Raw genomic sequence first — 16,667 nt, 5'->3', positions numbered from 1 at the left:
AGGAAGCGCCCGGCCCCGGACGCGTGTCAACCGAGGCGGGATCCCGGCTCGATTCGGGCGCGGCCCGGGCGGCGGGCGGGGGACCGCAGGCCGGCGCTCCGCAAAGCGTGACCGCCTGTGCCGGGAACCGCGGTGTTGCCAACGGCTTAGCCAATCGGCAAACCGTCGCGGTTTCGCAGTCGGAGTGGCTCATGCGTATCGGTCTGGTCTCGGTCCTGTCCGGCCTGCTCCTGTGGGCCGCAATCCCGGCGCCCGCCTCCGCGGACGTGCTCGTCAGCGTCGACAAGGGCACGCAGCGCATGGAGGTCTCGGTCGACGGTCAGCCCCGCTATTCCTGGCCCGTCTCCACGGGCGTCGAGAGCTACGACACCCCGTCCGGGTCCTACCGCCCGTTCCGGATGGAACGCGCGCATTTCTCGAAGGAGTGGGACGACGCCCCCATGCCCTTCGCGATGTTCTTCACGAACCAGGGCCATGCCATCCACGGCACCAACCACGTCCGCAACCTCGGCCGGGCGGCCTCGCATGGCTGCGTGCGCCTGTCGTTGCGCAACGCCGCGACCCTGTTCAATCTCGTGAAGGCGCAGGGCATGGGCCGGACCCGGGTGGTGATCGAGGGCGCGGACATGCCGGTGGCCGAGGGTGAGCCGCGCGCCATCCGCGTCGCCCGCCGCCGCGGATCCGACGCGCCGGAATTCCTGCAGGCGGATGGCGACCAGATGGGCCGCCGCCCGCGGCCGGCCTACTACGAGAGCCGCCCGACCTACGTGCCGGCGGCGGGGTACGGCTACCCGGTCGACGCGAACCCGACGGACGCCTGGTAGGCCGCCCGCGTCCCGCACGGCGGCGCCGGCGGGGGCCCGGCAAAACCCCTCCGCCCGGACGATCGCCGGTCGCGTGGTCCGGGCGCGAACGTCATGCGCGGTGGCGCCCGCCCATTGCCGCGGACCCCGTCCAGGCTTAGCTCCACCGCGGCCCCAGAGCCCACGCGGCTGCGGCCGCGATCCGACACGGATGGAGACACCCCCGAAATGCCTTTCGCGTTCTGCCGGTCCCTTCCCCTCGCCGCCCTGGCGCTCGCCGCGGCCACCGTGCCGGGCTACGCCCTGGACGTGACGCGCTCGGCCGACATCGCCGCGCCCCCGGCCAAGGTCTGGCAGACGATCGGGGAGTTCTGCGGCATCGGCGACTGGCACCCGGCCATCGAGAAATGCGCCCTGTCCGACAAGGACGGCATGAAGGTCCGCACCCTCAGCCTGAAGGGCGGCGGCACCATCAAGGAGGAGCAGGTCTCCCGGGACGACAAGGTGATGAGCTACACCTACACGATCCTGGAGAGCCCGCTGCCGGTCTCGGACTACAAGTCGACCCTCTCGGTCGCCCCCGCCGGCTCCGGTTCGAAGGTGACCTGGACCGGGACCTTCAACGCCAAGGGTGCGCCGGACACCGTCGCCGTCGACGCGGTCCAGGGCATCTACGATTCCGGCCTGAAGGCGCTGGCCGACAAGGCGAAGTAGCCGCCGTCACGATTTGGCGTGCGCGGCGGCACCGTGATGGCGGCCGCGCGCGCCAAGCCCCTCTGACGACACCGGAATTCCGCGCGGCGGGTATCCGCCGCCCCGCATCCTGTGATCGATGATCCTATCGCGGCGGCGATTGACCCGCTGCCAAGCTCGGCTCAAAACCCGGGCGGCGCTGCCCCTCGCGCCCCAACAGGATGATCGCCGTGCCCGCGTCCCGTCTCCCGATGCGCCTCAGCCTCGCCGTGCTCGCCGTCGCGGCGCTGGGGGCCTGCCAGTCGCGGACCACCCCGGCGGTCATGGAGCCTTCGCCCGTGATCCCCGCCCCGGTGGCCCTGCCGACCGGCAGCGGCTGCGGTCCGGAGATCGCGCGCACCAAGGCGATCGTCGACAGCGACGTCGCCACCGGCAACCTCAACAAGCCGGTGGGCGACCGGTTCAACGCCGATCTGGCGCAGGCCGCCTCGGAATGCGCCGCCGGCAAGTCCGGCGAGGCTGTGCATCTCCTGGCTGCCGCCAAGAGCCGGTACGGGTATCGCTGAGCGGAGTCTTTCGGTTCGGCGCGCCGTTGGGGCCTCTGGTTTCAATCCTCAACGTGCGTCCAACCCATCTCCCTCATCCTGAGGCGCCGGAGCGCAGCGGAGGCCTCGAAGGAGCCCTCCAGCCGGCCGCGCGATTCCTGGAGCCCTCCTTCGAGGCCGCTCCGCGGCACCTCAGGAGGAGGGGGATTGGCTTAGGATAGGGATTGCCCCAACGCGGGCGCAGTTCAGCTAGATCACGAACAGCAGGTTCAGCCCGGCCCGCCGGAACCCCTCCTCGGCGATCTTAAGATCCAGCCCGTAGGCGGCGATGTCGTCCGCCACCGGGTCGAGGGTCGGCGCCCGGTGCTGGTGCAGGTGCTTGATGTAGCTGTGGCAGGTCGTGCAGGTCTCGACCTGGACGTCCTTCGAGACCTCGTCGAGGCCGTAATAGCTGACGCCCTCGCCTGCGCCGCAGGCGGTGCAGCGGATGCGGACGTGGTTCCAGAAGGTGCCGCAGAGCGAGCAGCTCAGGTAGCGGGCCTTGTCGGCCGGGGTCCAGGCCACGATGACGCTCGCCACCGGGGCACCGCCGCAGCACGGGCAGACGCCGTCGGCCACCGGCTTCAGGACCTTGGTGTCGAGGCGGGCGGCCTGTTCGGCGAGGCGGATCTGCAGGGCCGCCGCCACGAACACGCATTCGGCGATCCGGTCCATCGGCAGCGCCCCCTCGAAGACCTGCAGGGCGAGGTCGAGGCGATCCGCCGGGGACGCCGCGCGCAGGGTCTCCCGCGCCGCCTGAGAGGCCTCCGGTGCCGTGGCGAGGTCGACGGCGTCGAGGAGGCCCAGGAGGCAGGCGTCGAAGCCCGTATCGGCCTCCAGGCTGTGCCGCGACAGGGGCGGCATGCCGTGCTCGCTCCGCAGCGCCAGATCGGCCGCGTCCGGCGGGATGGCCGGCGGCCCCTTCGCCTGGAGCGTCGCCTGGGCGCGGGCGATCGCGGCCACGAACCGGAGATAGGCCTCCAGCGGGTGGCCGGGCGCGACCGCAATCAGGCGCTCGGCCCGGTCGGCGAACAGCGTCGCCGGATCGGGCAGGCGCACGAACGGGACCGAGCCCGAGATCCCGATCTTGTCGGGGTCGGGCTGCAGCTCGGAGAAATCCCGGCGGCGGGGTTTCGGTTCGGCCGCGACAGGGGTCGACTCATCCGCGGCCGGCGCCGCGGGCTTGCGCCGGAAGAAATTGGCCACGCCTCAGGATCCGCTCTTGTCCACCGCGCCGTCGCGGGCCTTGCTGCCGGCGATCTGCCGGAACCACTTGCGGTGGTGGCGATAGGCCCAGCCGCCCGTGACCGTGCCGCGGACCATCGCCCGGCCGGTGCCGCGCACCCAGATGCCGGCGTAGATGTGCACGACGATGATCGCGATGGCGATCACGGCGGCGAGCGAGTGCGCGAGCAGCGCCCAGCGCTGGGTCTCGATCGGGGTGAAGCCGCCGAAATAGGTGTTCCAGATCACGAGGCCGGTGACGAACATCACGCCGATCAGCGCGGTCTGGCCCCAGAACACGCCCTTCTGCCCGGCATTGTACTTCCCGAGTTCGGGCAGCCGGTCCTCACGGTTGGTGACCACGTCGCCGATCTTCATGGACCACGCGACATCGTCCTTGTTGGGGATGTTCAGCTTCCAGAAGCGCACGAACAGGAAGAAGAAGCTCACGGCGAGCGCCACGCCGAACCAGGGATGGATCGCCCGGGTCGCCTGCCCGCCGCCGAACAGGCCGGTGAGCGAGAACAGGTAGGGCGTGAACATCGCCAGCCCCGAAAGGGTCAGCAGCGTGAACAGGATCGCGGTGATCCAGTGGTTCACGCGCTGCACGCCGGTGTAGCGCGGGACGTACAGCACCTCCGGCGTCTCGGCCTTGGCGTGGTGCAGGGGGCGGGGATCGCCGTCGCGGATATCGCTGTGGATCGTCATCGGCCTTCACTCGCCTGACGGGGCCGGCTCCGCGGCGCGGGGCGGCCGTTTCGTACAAGATAGGGTGTGGCGGCGGTGCCGTCTCCACCCTGTCGATTCCGGAACCGCGCGCCTTTCCCTCCCCCCTCTGCGGGGGAGGGTGGCCCCTGCGTCAGCAGGGGTCGGGCCGGGACGAAGTCCCGCAAGAGGGGAACCCGGGTTCAGAAAGGGGCGGAGCGGTGATGAAGGCCGCAGCCTTCTTCGACACCGTCGCTCCCCTCTCCCGCCCCCCCTTCGGGGGACACCCTCCCCCGCAGAGGGGGGAGGGAGACCGTCGGCTCTTAGTGCGGCCGTGCCTCGCCGCCACCGGTCTCCCGGCGCTTGGCCTCGTCGTACTCGACCGCCTCTTCCTCCTCCTCGGGCACGACCTCGTTCGGGCCGGCCGTGACGTAGTGGAAGAAGCCCGCCACCGCGGCGAAGCCCATGGCGGCGAGCCCGAACACCTTGGCGCCGCCCTTCCAGAAAGCGACCAGCGGCGAGATCTTCGGGTCGTTCGGCAGGCCGGCATAGAGGCTCGGCTGGTCGGCATGGTGCAGCACGTACATGACGTGCGTGCCGCCGACGCCGGCCGGGTCGTAGAGGCCGGCATGGGCGAAGCCGCGCGACTTCAGGTCCTCGACCCGGGTCTCCGCCTGCTCGATCATCGCCTGCTTGGTGCCGAACATGATCGAGCCGGTCGGGCAGGCCTTGGCGCAGGCCGGGGCCTGACCGACCGCGACCCGGTCCGAGCACAGGGTGCACTTGTACGCCTTGTGGTCGGTCTGGCTGATCCGCGGGATGTTGAACGGGCAGCCCTTCACGCAGTAGCCGCAGCCGATGCAGTTCTCCTCGATAAAGTCGACGATGCCGTTGGAGTACTGCACGATCGCGCCGGGCGACGGGCAGGCCTTGAGGCAGCCCGGCTCGGTGCAGTGCATGCAGCCGTCCTTGCGGATCAGCCATTCGAGGTTCTGGGTCTCCGGGTTCTCGTACTCGGTGAACCGCATCAGGGTCCACGACTTCGGGGTGAGGTCGTGGGGGTTCTGATAGCTGCCGGTGTTGACGCCGATGTCGTCGCGCAGGTCGTTCCACTCTTCGCAGGCCGATTGGCAGGCCTTGCAGCCGATGCACTTCGACACGTCGATGAGTTTTGCGACCTCCACCTGGCGGCGGATCTCCGGCGGCGTCTCCGTGGAGGCGGAGCGCTGGCGGATGTCAAGGGAGCTGTAGTCGGCCATGTGTCAGCTCCCCCTATGCGACCGCGTCCGACGGCGGCGTGGTCGGCTCGATATTCACGAGCCAAGCCTTGAACTCCGGCGTCTCGGTGTTCGCGTCGCCCACCACGGGTGTCAGCGAGTTCGGGTGCCATCCTTTCTTGGTCAGGCCCATGAAGCCCCAGTGCTGCGGGATGCCGACGACGTGGACGGGCTTGCCGTCGCAGATCAGCGGCTTGATCCGCTTGGTCACCATGGCCTTGGCCTTGAGCGAGCCGCGCTTCGACCAGACGCGGACCCATGAGCCCCTGGCGATGCCCTTCTCCTTGGCGAGTTCCTCGGAGATCTCCACGAACGCCTCCGGCTGGAGGATCGCGTTGATCCGGGCATGCTTGGTCCAGCCGTGGAAGTGCTCGGTGAGCCGGTAGCTCGTTGCCGCGTAGGGAAACTCCTTCGCGTCGCCGAGATCGGCCAGGTCGTCCTTGAAGATGCGGGCCGCAGGCGCGCCCTTGATCTTCGGGAACGGGATGTTGGCCACCGGCGATTCGAACGGCTCGTAGTGCGTCGGGAACGGCCCGTCGCGCATGAGACCCCGGGTCCACAGGCGGGCGACGCCCTCCTGGTTCAGGATGAACGGGCCGACGCCCTTATCGGGGGCGACGGTGACGCCGTAATCCGGCACGTCGAAGCCGATCCACTGCTTGCCGTTCCACTCGATGAGCTTCTTCTTCTCAGACCAGGGCTTGCCCTCGGGGTCGCAGGAGGCCCGGTTGTAGAGCACGCGCCGGTTGGCGGGCCACGCGAAGGCCCAGTTCGGCGCGATGCCGCGGTCGCCGGGATCATTGTTGTCCCGGCGGGCCATCATGTTGCCCTTCTCGGTGTAGCAGCCCGAGTAGATCCAGCACCCGCAGGCGGTGGTCCCGTCGTCCTTGAGCTGGGCGAAGCCGTCGACCTGCTTGCCCGCCGGGATGATGGTCCCGTTCAGGTCCGGGGTCGGCGCCAGGGTATAGCCGTTGAGTTCGCGGGCCAATTCCACGGGCGTCGGCGACTCCGACATCGCGTAGTCCCACTTCAGATTGACGATCGCGTCCGGGAACGCCCCGCCATCCTTCTTGTAGGCCTCCTTCATGCGGAGGAAGATCCCCGACATGATCTCGATGTCCGAGCGGCACTCGCCCGGCGCTTCCTGGGCCTGCCAGTGCCATTGCAGCCACCGGCTCGAGTTCGAGAGTGAGCCCTCCTCCTCCACGAACAGGGTGGTCGGAAGCTCGAACACCTCGGTCTGGATCTGGGTCGGATCGACGTCGTTGTACTCGCCGTGATTCTCCCAGAACCGGGCCGTCTCGGTCTTGAGCGGATCCATCACCACGATGAACTTCATCTTGGAGAAGGCTTCCGTCATCTTGGCGCGATTCGGGAACGACATCAGGGGGTTGAAGCCCTGGATGACGTAGCCGGTCATCTTGCCCTGCTTGGCGAGCTCGAACCCGCGCAGCACGTCGTAGGTCGCCACATCGAGCTTGGGCAGGTAGTCGTAGGCCCAGTCGTTCTCCTTGGTGGCGTAGTCGCCCCACATCGCCTTCTGGAACGAGACGAAGAACTTGTTGTAGTTCTGCCAGTAGCTCGTCTGCCCGGGACGCAGCGGCTTGAACTGCCGCTTGGCGGCGTAGCTCGCGTAATCGGGCTCCTTCTCCACCGGGATGTTCAGATAGCCGGGGATGAGGTTGCTCATCAGCCCGAGATCGGTCAGCCCCTGGATGTTGGAGTGGCCGCGCAGGGCCTGCATGCCGCCGCCGAGCATACCGATATTGCCGAGCAGCGTCTGGACGATGCACATCGCCCGGATGTTCTGCGAGCCCTTGGAATGGTGCGTCCAGCCGAGCGCGTAGAGCGAGGCCATCGTCCGCTCCGGAGAGGACGTGGTCGCGATCATCTCGCAGACCTTCAGGAAGGTCTCCTTCGGCGAGCCGCAGATCCGCTCCACCATCTCCGGCGTGTAGATGGCGATGTGCTTCTTGAGGAGCTGCATGACGCAGCGCGGGTGCTGCATCGTCTCGTCGACCACGGCGTAGCCGTCGGGGCCGATCTCGTAGTCCCAGGTGGTCTTGTCGTAGTCGCGCTTGTCGGCGTCGTAGCCCGCGAACAGGCCCTCGCTGAAGTCGTAGCCCTCGCGGACCACGTACCCGGCGTTGCTGTAGGCGGAGACGTAGCGGTGCTGCAGCTTGTCGTTGTCGATCAGGTACTTCGCGACGCCCGACAGGAACGCGATGTCCGACCCCTGCCGGATCGGGCAGTACAGATCGGCCACCGAGGCCGTGCGGGTGAAGCGCGGATCGACGACGATCAGCTTGGCGTTGTTATGGGCCTTCGCCTCGACGACCCACTTGAAGCCGCAGGGATGCGCCTCGGCGGCATTGCCGCCCATCACGGTGATCACGTCCGCGTGCTTGATGTCCATCCAGAGGTTGGTCATCGCACCGCGTCCGAAGGAGGGCGCCAAACTGGCGACCGACGGACCGTGTCAAACCCTGGCCTGGTTATCGAAGACCAGGGCCCCCATGCTGCGGACTGTCTTGTAGGTCAGCCAAGCCGTCTCGTTGGTGGTGGCCGAGGCGCCGAGGAAGCCCATCGTGGTCCAGCGGTTGACCGTGAGGTCGCCGTTCTTGGCCACGAAGTTCTTGTCCCGGTCCTCCTTCATGAGCTTCGCGATCCGGTCGAGGGCGAAGTCCCAGGAGACGCGCTTGAACTCCGAGGAGCCCGGGGCGCGGTGGAGCGGGTACTTGGTGCGGGTCTCGGCATGCACGAAGTCGAGCAGCGCCGAACCCTTCGGGCAAAGGGTGCCGCGGTTGACCGGATGATCCGGGTCGCCCTCGATGTGCATCACCGAGGAGCGGGCGTTCTTCGAGCGGTCGCCGAGGCTGTAGAGAATCACGCCGCAGGCGACCGAGCAGTACGGGCAGGTGTTGCGGGTCTCGCGCATCTGCGCGAGCTTGAACGGCCGCACCGCGGCGGCCATGGCCGGTTCGAGGCCGCCGAACCCGAGCGCGCCGAGCGTGCCGCCCGCGAGGCCGGCGCCGGCCCCCCTGAGCAAGCCGCGCCTTGAGACCTGGACCGTCATCTCCGCCTCACAAAAAAGCGATCTGGTATAATTCCAGGGTGTCCCAAAAAAGCGTGCGCGAGGCAAGTGCGGTTGCGTGACACAGCATCCGATCCTGTCCCGGATGAAGCGGCACGTTTCCCCGGTCCGGTATCGTCCTCCGGGGAAACGGTTTTTTTACTTGCTCGGAATCGCGGGATTGGTTCCCGAAGGCCCCGCGGTCCGGTGTTCCAGGGGCGCCTGCGGCTCGGTGGCGGAGGAGCCGCCCGTTTCGGCCTTCGGGACCGGACGGTCGGCATTCTCCTTGGTCGACTGGCCGCCGGGATCCGGCGCGTCCTTGGCGGCCGATTGTTCCCGGGGCACGGGGGCCTGGCTCCAGCCGTCCTGGGCACTCCGGGACTTGTCGCCCATCGCGTCGACGCCCTTGATCTCCCCGGGCTTCGTCTGGGCCAGGCACGGCGATCCGGCCATGACCGCCACCAGAAATACCAACGTCGTCAACGGGATCGGGCGGGACACGGGCGGCTCCGGGCAGCAGGATTGTCAAAGGTGAGCAACGTGTCCCCGGCGGCGCCAGTTCCGGCCTGCGACACCGCCCCGGCGGTCGGCGCGCCCCGCCCGGCCGGAGGAGACTTGTCCTTAACCAAGCTTTGCCATTCTGGTCCGGAGCCGATGCCAGGATGTCCCGATCATGTCGAAGCCGCATCCCGAGCGTCCATCTCCGCCCGGACCGGCCGCGCGCGCGACGCCCCTTCCCACCGGAATCCGGCGCCACCTCGGCCAGAACCTGCGTGTCTACTACGCGGAGGCCCTCGCGGCCCCGGTGACGCAGCGCCTGGAAGCGCTCATCGCCCAGCTCACCAAGCCGAAGGTCTGATCCGGACCGGAATTTTACAGGCGCGCTCGGACGAGCGGGCTCGTCACGCCCGGCAGGCGGACCTGCGGGCCAGATCGGTGTGCGCCACCACACAAGAGATCGTTCGTTCTATGGAACCAGCCGAGACGTCATGTTTCTTCCCCTCGATCCGATCTCGGGAGAAGATCCATGCCTTCTAGCCGGCTACGCCCCTGACGACGCTTGCCTTTCCAACGGTCTCCCGGATTCTCCCCACCGCAGGGCATCGGGCATTTCCGCGGCTGGACTTGACTTCGTTCGATAAAACGAACGATTTCTGGCTCTCCGGGGGGCGACCCCTGCATCGCAACCGCGAATGGCCGGGGATCGGACGGGATGACGTACGCTGCGGGTCGAAGCCGAATCGTCCGGGCGGTCGCCCTGTCCCTGCTGGCCGGGGCCGGCCTGTGGACCGGCCCGCACCCGGCCGCCGCCGAGACCGCCCTGCTCAACGTCTCCTACGACCCGACCCGTGAGCTCTACCGGGAGATCAACGCGGTCTTCGCCGAGGAGTGGAAGGCCAAGACCGGGGAGGCGATCACGGTCCGCGCCTCCCACGGCGGCTCGGGGGCGCAGGCGCGCACGGTGATCGACGGCGTCGATGCCGACGTGGTCACCCTGGGCATCCCCTCGGACATCGACGCCATCGCCCGGCTCACCCACAAGATCCCGGAGGATTGGCGGACCAAGCTCCCCAACGAGGGCGTGGCCTACACCTCGACGGTGGTGTTCCTGGTCCGCAAGGGCAACCCGAAGGGCGTCAAGGACTGGGCCGACCTCGCCAAGCCCGACGTGAAGGTGATCACCCCGAACCCGAAGACCTCGGCGGGCGGGCGCTGGAACTTCCTGGCGGCCTGGGGCTACGCCTACGGTCAGGACAAGGACGCCGCCAAGGCCGACGCCTTCGTGGGGCAGATCTACAGGAACGTGCCGGTGCTCGACACGGGCGCGCGCGGCTCGACCGTGACCTTCGCCCAGCGCGGCCTCGGCGACGTGCTCCCGACTTGGGAGAACGAGGCCTATCTGGTGCTCCAGGAGTTCGGCGCCGACAAGTTCGACATCGTCTCGCCGCCGAGCTCGATCTACGCCGAGCCGCCGGTGGCCCTCGTGGCGGTGAACGCCGAGCGCAAGGGCACCACCAAGGCCGCCCAGGCCTATCTGGACTTCCTCTACACCGACCGCGCCCAGGCGATCTTCGCCAAGCACCATTATCGGCCGATCAAGCGGGACGCGGCGGCGCCCGCCGACCTCGCCCAGCTCCCCGAGATCAAGCTGTTCAAGATCGAGGACCTGCAGGGCTCCTGGGACGAGATCCAGAAGCGGAACTTCGACGCCGGCGGCCTGTTCGACCGCTTGAGCCGCGCCGGCCGCTGAGGCTCCGGACCATGGTCGAGACGCCGCGTCACAAACGCACCTTCCGCCGGCCGAGCGTGATCCCGGGCTTCGGGATCAGCTTCGGCTACACGCTGACCTGCCTCGGGCTGATCGTGCTGCTGCCGCTCGCCGGGCTGGTCGCCAAGGCCTCGGGGCTCGGGCTCTCGGGGATCTGGGGGGTCGCCACCGATCCGCGGGTGGCGAGCGCCCTGCGGATCAGCTTCGGCGTCTCGGCGCTCGCCGCCCTCGTGGCCTCCGTGTTCGGCTTCCTGGTCGCCTGGGTGCTGATCCGCTACCGCTTCCCGGGCCGCAAGCTCGTCGACGCGGCGGTGGACCTGCCCTTCGCCCTTCCGACCGCGGTCGCCGGCATCGCGCTGGCCTCGCTCTATGCGCCGGACGGGCTCGTCGGCGCGCCCCTGGCCCGGCTCGGCATCCAGGCGGCCTACACCCCGGTGGGCATCTTCATCGCCATGGTGTTCATCGGCCTGCCCTTCGCGGTGCGGACCGTGCAGCCGCTGATCGCCGAGATCGACAAGGAGATCGAGGAGGCCTCCGCAACCCTGGGCGCCACGCGGATCGTCACCTTGACCAAGGTCGTGCTGCCGCCGCTGATCCCGGCGGTGCTCACCGGCTTCGCGCTCGCCTTCGCCCGGGGGGTCGGCGAGTACGGCTCGATCATCTTCATCGCCGGCAACCTGCCCTACGTGTCGGAGATCGCGCCGCTGCTGATCGTGATCAAGCTCTCCGAGTTCGACTATGGCGGGGCGGCGGCGATCGCCACGATCATGCTCGGGATCTCGTTCCTGACGCTGCTCGCCATCAACCTCATCCAGACCTGGTCACGGCGGCGGTTCGGCTATGTCTGAGATCTTCTCCCCGGCCTACGTGCCGTCGGCCAAGCCGGACTCGGTCGCCTCCGAGGGGGCGGCCACCCGCGCGGTCCTGATCGGGATCGCCGTGGCGTTCCTGGCGCTGTTCCTGGTGCTGCCGCTGATCGCGGTCTTCACCCAGGCCCTGTCCCACGGGCTGGCCGCCTTCCTGGACGCGTTCCGGGAGCCGGACGCCTGGAGCGCGATCCGCCTGACGCTGACGGTGGCGGCGATCGCGGTGCCGTTCAACGTGGTGTTCGGGCTCGCCGCCTCCTGGGCGATCGCCAAGTTCGAGTTCCCCGGGAAATCCCTGCTGATCACCCTGATCGACCTGCCCTTCTCGGTCTCGCCGGTGGTCTCGGGGCTGATCTACGTGCTGCTGTTCGGTTCCCAGGGCCTGTTCGGCGGATTCCTGCTCGATCACGGCATCCAGGTGCTGTTCGCCCTGCCGGGGATCGTGCTGGCTACGGTGTTCGTGACCTTCCCGTTCGTCGCCCGGGAGCTGATCCCGCTGATGCAGGAGCAGGGCACCGCCGAGGAGGAGGCGGCGCTGACGCTCGGCGCCTCGGGCCTGCACGCGTTCCGCACGGTGACGCTGCCCAACATCCGCTGGGGCCTGCTCTACAGCGTGCTCCTCTGCAATGCCCGGGCGATGGGCGAATTCGGGGCGGTCTCGGTGGTGTCGGGCCACATCCGCGGCCTGACCAACACCATCCCGCTCCACGTGGAGATCCTCTACAATGAGTACAACTTCGTCGCCGCCTTCGCCGTCGCTTCGCTCCTTGCCGCCCTTGCCCTCATCACCCTCGTCCTCAAATCCGTCCTCGAATGGCGCTTCTCAGGCGAACTCGCGGGCGGCCGGGCGCACTGACGCCCCCTCGGACCGCCCGTCGACGGCGATCCGGGTCGAGAGCGTCTCGAAGACCTTCGACACGGCGGCGGTGCTGCACGACCTGTCCCTCGACGTGCGGGCGGGGGAGCTGATCGGCCTGCTCGGCCCCTCGGGTTCCGGCAAGACGACGCTGCTGCGGATCATCGCCGGGCTCGACGCGCCGGACCGGGGCCGGATCCTGTTCGGCGGCGACGATGCCACCGGCCTGCCCGTGCAGGAGCGGGCGGTGGGCTTCGTGTTCCAGCACTACGCCCTGTTCAAGCATATGAGCGTGGCCGACAACATCGCCTACGGGCTGAACGCGCGCCGCCGCGCCGACCGGCCGGCCAGGCCTGAGATCAAGCGCCGGGTCGGCGACCTCCTCGATCTGATCCGGCTCTCCGGCTTCGGCGACCGCTATCCGTCGCAGCTCTCGGGCGGACAGCGCCAGCGGGTGGCGCTCGCCCGGGCGCTCGCGGTCGAGCCCCGGGTGCTGCTGCTGGACGAGCCCTTCGGGGCGCTGGACGCCCAGGTGCGAAAAGACCTGCGCCGCTGGCTGCGAGAGATCCACGACCGCACCGGCCAGACCACGATCTTCGTGACCCACGACCAGGACGAGGCCCTGGAGCTGTCCGACCGGGTGGCGGTGCTCGACCACGGGCGCCTCGAGCAGGTCGGCACCCCCGACGAGGTGCAGGAGCACCCGGCCTCCGCCACCGTGATGAAGTTTTTGGGGGATTCCGTCGAGGTCGAGGCCATCGCCGAGGGCGGCCGCGTCCTGGTGCGGGGCCGGGAGACGCCGGTGGTGGCGCCCGCCGGGGTGATCGGCCCGGTCAAGCTCTACGTGCGCCCCTGGCAGCTGCAGCTCGCCGAGCCCGAGACCGCGCATCTCACCGGCACCGTGCGCAGCTCCTACCGGACGCAAGGACGCCAGCGGATCGAGGTGGCCGATGCCGAGGGGCGTCTGCTCGCCGTGGAGGATTTCGACGGCGTGCGCTACCCGGCCGGGCACCCGGTGGGCCTGCGGATCAACGGGGGGCATGTGTTCGGGTGACGCTCGCCAGCCCCGGTGCACCTGCCTAGGTTCCCGCCCATGACCGAACCGAATCGCACCGCTCCGGATGTCCTCGCCGCCATCGGCGACACGCCGCTGATCCGCCTGCGCCGGGCCTCCGAGGCGACCGGCTGCGAGATTCTTGGGAAGGCCGAGTTCCTCAATCCCGGCCTGTCGGTGAAGGACCGCGCCGCGCTCGCCATCGTGCGGGACGCGGAGGCGCGGGGCCTGATCCAGCCGGGCGGCACCATCGTGGAGGGCACCGCCGGCAATACCGGCATCGGCCTCGCCCTGGTGGCGTCGGTGCGCGGCTACCGGACGCTGATCGTCATTCCGGTCACCCAGTCCGAGGAGAAGAAGCAGACCCTGCGGCTCGCGGGGGCGCGCCTCGTCGAGGTGCCGGCCGTGCCCTTCGCCAACCCGAACAACTACGTCCACGTCGCCCGACGGCTCGCGGACAAGCTCGCCGCCACGGAACCGGCGGGTGCCTTCTTCGCCGACCAGTTCGACAATGTCGCCAACCGGAAGGCCCATGTGGACGGCACCGGCCCGGAGATCTGGGCGCAGACCGGCGGCCGGGTCGACGGCTTCACCTGCGCGGCCGGGACCGGGGGCACGCTGGCCGGCACCGCCGCGGCCCTGCGCGCCCGCAATCCGCAGGTGAAGATCGCCCTCTCGGACCCGGAGGGCTCGGCCCTCTACGCCCACTACACGACCGGTACCCTGAAGGCCGAGGGGTCCTCGATCACCGAGGGGATCGGCCAGGGCCGCATCACGCGGAACCTCGACGGCTTCACCCCGGATCATGCCTTCCGCATCCCGGACCGCGAGGCGCTGGACATCGTGTTCGGCCTGATGCGGGAGGAGGGGCTGTCGCTCGGCGGCTCCTCGGGGATCAACGTCGCCGGGGCGATCCGGCTGGCCCGGGAACTCGGGCCCGGCCACACCGTGGTGACGATCCTGTGCGACGGGGCGGCGCGCTACGCCTCGAAGCTGTTCAACCCGGCGTTCCTGACGGAGCGGAACCTGCCGGTGCCGGGCTGGCTCGACGCGCCCGGGGACGCGCTGCCGGACTGGCACGCCTGAGACCCGGGCGCCCATCCGAAACTTTCCTCACAAAAGCGTGGCGTGGGGTTGAACGGAACGGAATGTCGCAGCGTTTGAACGGTCACGCTCGCATCAGCGCGACCGTCCGGAGAGTTCGACCATGTCCCTCGTCACCATCCTCCTCATCATCCTGATCATCCTGGCCTTCGGTGGCGGCGGCTTCCTCGGCGGCGGCGCCTATCGCGGTCCCGGCTTCGGCCTCGGCGGCATCCTGCTCATCGTGCTGATCGTCCTGCTGGTCACCGGCCGCCTGTAATCCGCGGGCCGGTGCCCGAAGCCTCACCCCGAAAGACGGCCTCCGGCGTTCGGGGTGAGGCGGATCGAGGGACGAAGGCATCGTCCCGATCGCGATTTCGCGGGACGGTGCGCCGGCGCCGCTCCCGAACGTGCCGGACCACGGTCGTCGACCTTGCGATGACGGAATGGACCGGCGTTCGGCATCCCACCCCGACCGCCCTTCGCCGGGGGCGCCGGAGCGCAGCGGAGGCCTCGAAGGCGGGCGCGGGCTGGATGGCCAGGGTGCCCAAGCCAAGGGTCCCCAAGCCTCGGGCCTGACCGCGCCCTTGGGAGGCGCTAGCGGCAGGCGATGCCCACCACCGCCCGCGCCACCGCCCCGGGGCCGCCGTCCTGAAGCGGCTTCGCCTCGGCGATGCCCTGGGCGGCGAGGAACGGGCCGATCGCCCGGACCGGCACCAGCGGCAGGCGCGCCGGGGGCACGATCCCGGCGACCCGGCGCGGCGCCACGGGATAGCGGGCGACCAGCCCGACGAGCCGACCGGACCGGTCGAGCACCGGCGCGCCGGCCGAGCCTGGCTGGAGGGCCGCGATCACGTCGCCCCCGGCCGCGCTTCCGGGGGCGGCCCCGATTCCGTCCGGGCCCGGGGCAAGGGCGATCAGGCCGTCCTCGGCCCCGACCGGCTCGACCCGCGCTGCGGGCCGGAGCGGGGCGGGGGCCCCCGGCGCGTCGAGGAGCGCGAGACCAGCCGGGTCGGCGGCGAGCGTCCGGGCCGGCGCGCCCCCGATGCGGGGCAGGGTGCAGCCCTCCAGGACCGCGGCGGCCGTGAGCACGCGGCCCGGCGCCACCGTGAGACCGGCCCCCGCGCTGGAGACCTCCTGTGCCGGGGCAGGGCCGGCCTCGGGCCGGGCCGGAGCCGGTCGGGCCGTCGCAGCGGATCGGTCGGCACCGCGGCGGCCTCCGGGAACGGCGCGAAGGCGTTCGCCACCGCGATCACGAGGCGGTCGACCTCCGGCGCCAGGGCCCGGTCGTAGCCGAACAGGAAGCCGCGCACGCCCGCCGGCCCGGCGGCGTAGCGGATATAGGACCGGCCGGTCCCGGTCTCGGCGGTGACCACCACGCTGTCCGGCCGCCGCAGCCTGTAGGTGACCTTGCGGCTCGGCAGCGGCGCGGTGGCCTTCTCGAACAGGCTGTCCAGGGTCTCGGTCCCCGGCGGGTAGGCCCGGGTCTCCAGGGTCACGCGGCCGTCCTGGCTCTGCCAGCGGGTCCCCGAGGGGAGGGCGGTGCGCTTCGCCAGCAGGCGCTCGGGCACGCCCATCGCCGCGCCGCTGCCGGGATCCACGGCGACCCGGAAGCGCGCCGCCGCCCTGGCCGCGGCGCCGGCCGCCAGGAGCGCCGCCCGCCCGCGCGGGTCGAGGGGGTCGGCCCCGCCGGCGCGGGTCCGGTAGGCGTCGAGCGCCTCGAAGGTCCGCCGCCCGAACGCCCCCGAGACCACGGCGTTGAAGGCGCCGGTCCAGACCAGGGCCTCCTGGACGGCCCTGCGCTCCGCCTCGGGCAGGGCCTCGAACGCCGCCTTCGCCGCCTCGAAGGCGGGATCGACCGGTATCCCGGCCGCCGGCGCAGCCCGGGGCGGGACCGGCCGGGTCTGGGTCTGGGCTTGGGTCTGGGCCTGGGCTGCGGCGAGGAGGCCGGCGAGCAGCACCGTCGCGCCCCGGACCCCGTCCAGCCACGATCCGCCCGAATCCATGTTCGCCCCCGATCCCACGGCCCGATCCTGGCAGAGGCCGATGCGGCAGGCCAGATCGCACCGTTTCGATCCCCGCCGACGCTGTGCCACCGTGCGTCCCCCGCCGCGATGCGCTACAGGGCGCCTGTCCGGCCCCGGGCGGCGGCCGGACACCCGAATCGGCCTAGGGGCCGC

General features: G+C 70.2%; 15 protein-coding genes and 1 pseudogene. 10 read left to right on the top strand and 6 right to left on the bottom strand.

The features are described 5' to 3' along the window. Positions 1-191 precede the first annotated feature (191 nt). The 3 genes from AC3IF1_RS19565 to AC3IF1_RS19555 all read left to right on the top strand — a co-directional run bounded on the left by AC3IF1_RS19565 (position 192) and on the right by AC3IF1_RS19555 (position 2,062). Complete coding sequence (locus AC3IF1_RS19565) at positions 192-824, top strand: L,D-transpeptidase (protein ID WP_489218961.1); 633 nt, start codon at positions 192-194, stop codon at positions 822-824. A 207-nt stretch (positions 825-1,031) separates the two neighbouring features. Continuing rightward, positions 1,032-1,517 carry an SRPBCC family protein gene (locus AC3IF1_RS19560; RefSeq protein ID WP_243971535.1) on the top strand — a complete coding sequence of 162 codons (486 nt, stop codon included), beginning with the start codon at positions 1,032-1,034 and terminating at the stop codon, positions 1,515-1,517. 200 nt (positions 1,518-1,717) lie between these two features. After that, the gene (locus AC3IF1_RS19555; RefSeq protein ID WP_489218958.1) at positions 1,718-2,062 is read left to right on the top strand and encodes a hypothetical protein; all 345 of its coding nucleotides are present in this window, start codon (positions 1,718-1,720) and stop codon (positions 2,060-2,062) included. Between the two features lie 228 nt (positions 2,063-2,290). Here AC3IF1_RS19555 and fdhE read toward each other — a convergent pair whose 3' ends face one another. From fdhE to AC3IF1_RS19530, 5 genes are all read right to left on the bottom strand, one after another. Then, a complete protein-coding gene (gene fdhE, locus AC3IF1_RS19550) occupies positions 2,291-3,286 on the bottom strand; it encodes a formate dehydrogenase accessory protein FdhE (protein WP_489218957.1) in 996 nt (331 codons plus the stop codon). A gap of 3 nt (positions 3,287-3,289) precedes the next feature. Then, the gene (locus tag AC3IF1_RS19545) at positions 3,290-4,012 is read right to left on the bottom strand and encodes a formate dehydrogenase subunit gamma (RefSeq protein ID WP_489218956.1); all 723 of its coding nucleotides are present in this window, start codon (positions 4,010-4,012) and stop codon (positions 3,290-3,292) included. A 320-nt stretch (positions 4,013-4,332) separates the two neighbouring features. Further along, positions 4,333-5,268 (bottom strand): formate dehydrogenase subunit beta, encoded by a 936-nt coding sequence (gene fdxH, locus AC3IF1_RS19540; protein ID WP_243969524.1) that lies wholly within the window; start codon positions 5,266-5,268, stop codon positions 4,333-4,335. Positions 5,269-5,281: 13 nt separating this feature from the next. Next, the gene (fdnG, locus tag AC3IF1_RS19535; RefSeq protein ID WP_243969526.1) at positions 5,282-8,362 is read right to left on the bottom strand and encodes a formate dehydrogenase-N subunit alpha; all 3,081 of its coding nucleotides are present in this window, start codon (positions 8,360-8,362) and stop codon (positions 5,282-5,284) included. A 156-nt stretch (positions 8,363-8,518) separates the two neighbouring features. Continuing rightward, positions 8,519-8,860, bottom strand: coding sequence for a hypothetical protein (locus AC3IF1_RS19530; protein ID WP_489218955.1), 342 nt, complete (start codon positions 8,858-8,860; stop codon positions 8,519-8,521). A gap of 172 nt (positions 8,861-9,032) precedes the next feature. Between AC3IF1_RS19530 and AC3IF1_RS19525 the strand changes: the two genes are divergently transcribed. The 7 genes from AC3IF1_RS19525 (at position 9,033) to AC3IF1_RS19495 (ending at position 14,767) form a co-directional block, all read left to right on the top strand. Continuing rightward, positions 9,033-9,218 carry a hypothetical protein gene (locus AC3IF1_RS19525; RefSeq protein WP_243969530.1) on the top strand — a complete coding sequence of 62 codons (186 nt, stop codon included), beginning with the start codon at positions 9,033-9,035 and terminating at the stop codon, positions 9,216-9,218. Between the two features lie 354 nt (positions 9,219-9,572). Next, complete coding sequence (locus AC3IF1_RS19520) at positions 9,573-10,610, top strand: sulfate ABC transporter substrate-binding protein (RefSeq protein WP_243969532.1); 1,038 nt, start codon at positions 9,573-9,575, stop codon at positions 10,608-10,610. A gap of 11 nt (positions 10,611-10,621) precedes the next feature. Next, positions 10,622-11,476 carry a sulfate ABC transporter permease subunit CysT gene (cysT, locus tag AC3IF1_RS19515; protein WP_489218953.1) on the top strand — a complete coding sequence of 285 codons (855 nt, stop codon included), beginning with the start codon at positions 10,622-10,624 and terminating at the stop codon, positions 11,474-11,476. Further along, positions 11,469-12,350 carry a sulfate ABC transporter permease subunit CysW gene (gene cysW / locus AC3IF1_RS19510; protein WP_489218952.1) on the top strand — a complete coding sequence of 294 codons (882 nt, stop codon included), beginning with the start codon at positions 11,469-11,471 and terminating at the stop codon, positions 12,348-12,350. Before cysT ends, cysW begins: the two co-directional genes overlap by 8 nt. 70 nt (positions 12,351-12,420) lie before the next feature. Then, the gene (locus AC3IF1_RS19505; RefSeq protein ID WP_489218950.1) at positions 12,421-13,404 is read left to right on the top strand and encodes a sulfate/molybdate ABC transporter ATP-binding protein; all 984 of its coding nucleotides are present in this window, start codon (positions 12,421-12,423) and stop codon (positions 13,402-13,404) included. A 39-nt stretch (positions 13,405-13,443) separates the two neighbouring features. Beyond that, the gene (locus tag AC3IF1_RS19500) at positions 13,444-14,490 is read left to right on the top strand and encodes a cysteine synthase A (RefSeq protein WP_489218949.1); all 1,047 of its coding nucleotides are present in this window, start codon (positions 13,444-13,446) and stop codon (positions 14,488-14,490) included. A 121-nt stretch (positions 14,491-14,611) separates the two neighbouring features. Next, positions 14,612-14,767, top strand: coding sequence for a hypothetical protein (locus AC3IF1_RS19495; protein WP_007563230.1), 156 nt, complete (start codon positions 14,612-14,614; stop codon positions 14,765-14,767). Positions 14,768-15,084: 317 nt separating this feature from the next. On the opposite strand, the pseudogene AC3IF1_RS19490 reads toward AC3IF1_RS19495, so the two are convergent. Then, positions 15,085-16,493: pseudogene (locus AC3IF1_RS19490) on the bottom strand (S1 family serine peptidase). Positions 16,494-16,667: the final 174 nt, after the last annotated feature.

Source organism: Methylobacterium sp. E-012, from assembly GCF_057836545.1.
The sequence above is the reverse complement of the archived record's forward strand: the minus strand, read 5'-3'. Positions and strand labels throughout refer to the sequence as shown.

Excerpts from the sequence above, each read along its gene's own strand:
- AC3IF1_RS19520 (WP_243969532.1), top strand. The coding sequence starts at position 9,573 with ATGACGTACGCTGCGGGTCGAAGCCGAATCGTCCGGGCGGTCGCCCTG.
- cysT (WP_489218953.1), top strand. The coding sequence starts at position 10,622 with ATGGTCGAGACGCCGCGTCACAAACGCACCTTCCGCCGGCCGAGCGTG.
- AC3IF1_RS19495 (WP_007563230.1), top strand. The coding sequence starts at position 14,612 with ATGTCCCTCGTCACCATCCTCCTCATCATCCTGATCATCCTGGCCTTC.
- AC3IF1_RS19565 (WP_489218961.1), top strand. The coding sequence starts at position 192 with ATGCGTATCGGTCTGGTCTCGGTCCTGTCCGGCCTGCTCCTGTGGGCC.
- AC3IF1_RS19545 (WP_489218956.1), bottom strand. The coding sequence starts at position 4,012 with ATGACGATCCACAGCGATATCCGCGACGGCGATCCCCGCCCCCTGCAC.
- fdxH (WP_243969524.1), bottom strand. The coding sequence starts at position 5,268 with ATGGCCGACTACAGCTCCCTTGACATCCGCCAGCGCTCCGCCTCCACG.
- AC3IF1_RS19525 (WP_243969530.1), top strand. The coding sequence starts at position 9,033 with ATGTCGAAGCCGCATCCCGAGCGTCCATCTCCGCCCGGACCGGCCGCG.
- cysW (WP_489218952.1), top strand. The coding sequence starts at position 11,469 with ATGTCTGAGATCTTCTCCCCGGCCTACGTGCCGTCGGCCAAGCCGGAC.
- AC3IF1_RS19555 (WP_489218958.1), top strand. The coding sequence starts at position 1,718 with ATGATCGCCGTGCCCGCGTCCCGTCTCCCGATGCGCCTCAGCCTCGCC.
- AC3IF1_RS19500 (WP_489218949.1), top strand. The coding sequence starts at position 13,444 with ATGACCGAACCGAATCGCACCGCTCCGGATGTCCTCGCCGCCATCGGC.
- AC3IF1_RS19560 (WP_243971535.1), top strand. The coding sequence starts at position 1,032 with ATGCCTTTCGCGTTCTGCCGGTCCCTTCCCCTCGCCGCCCTGGCGCTC.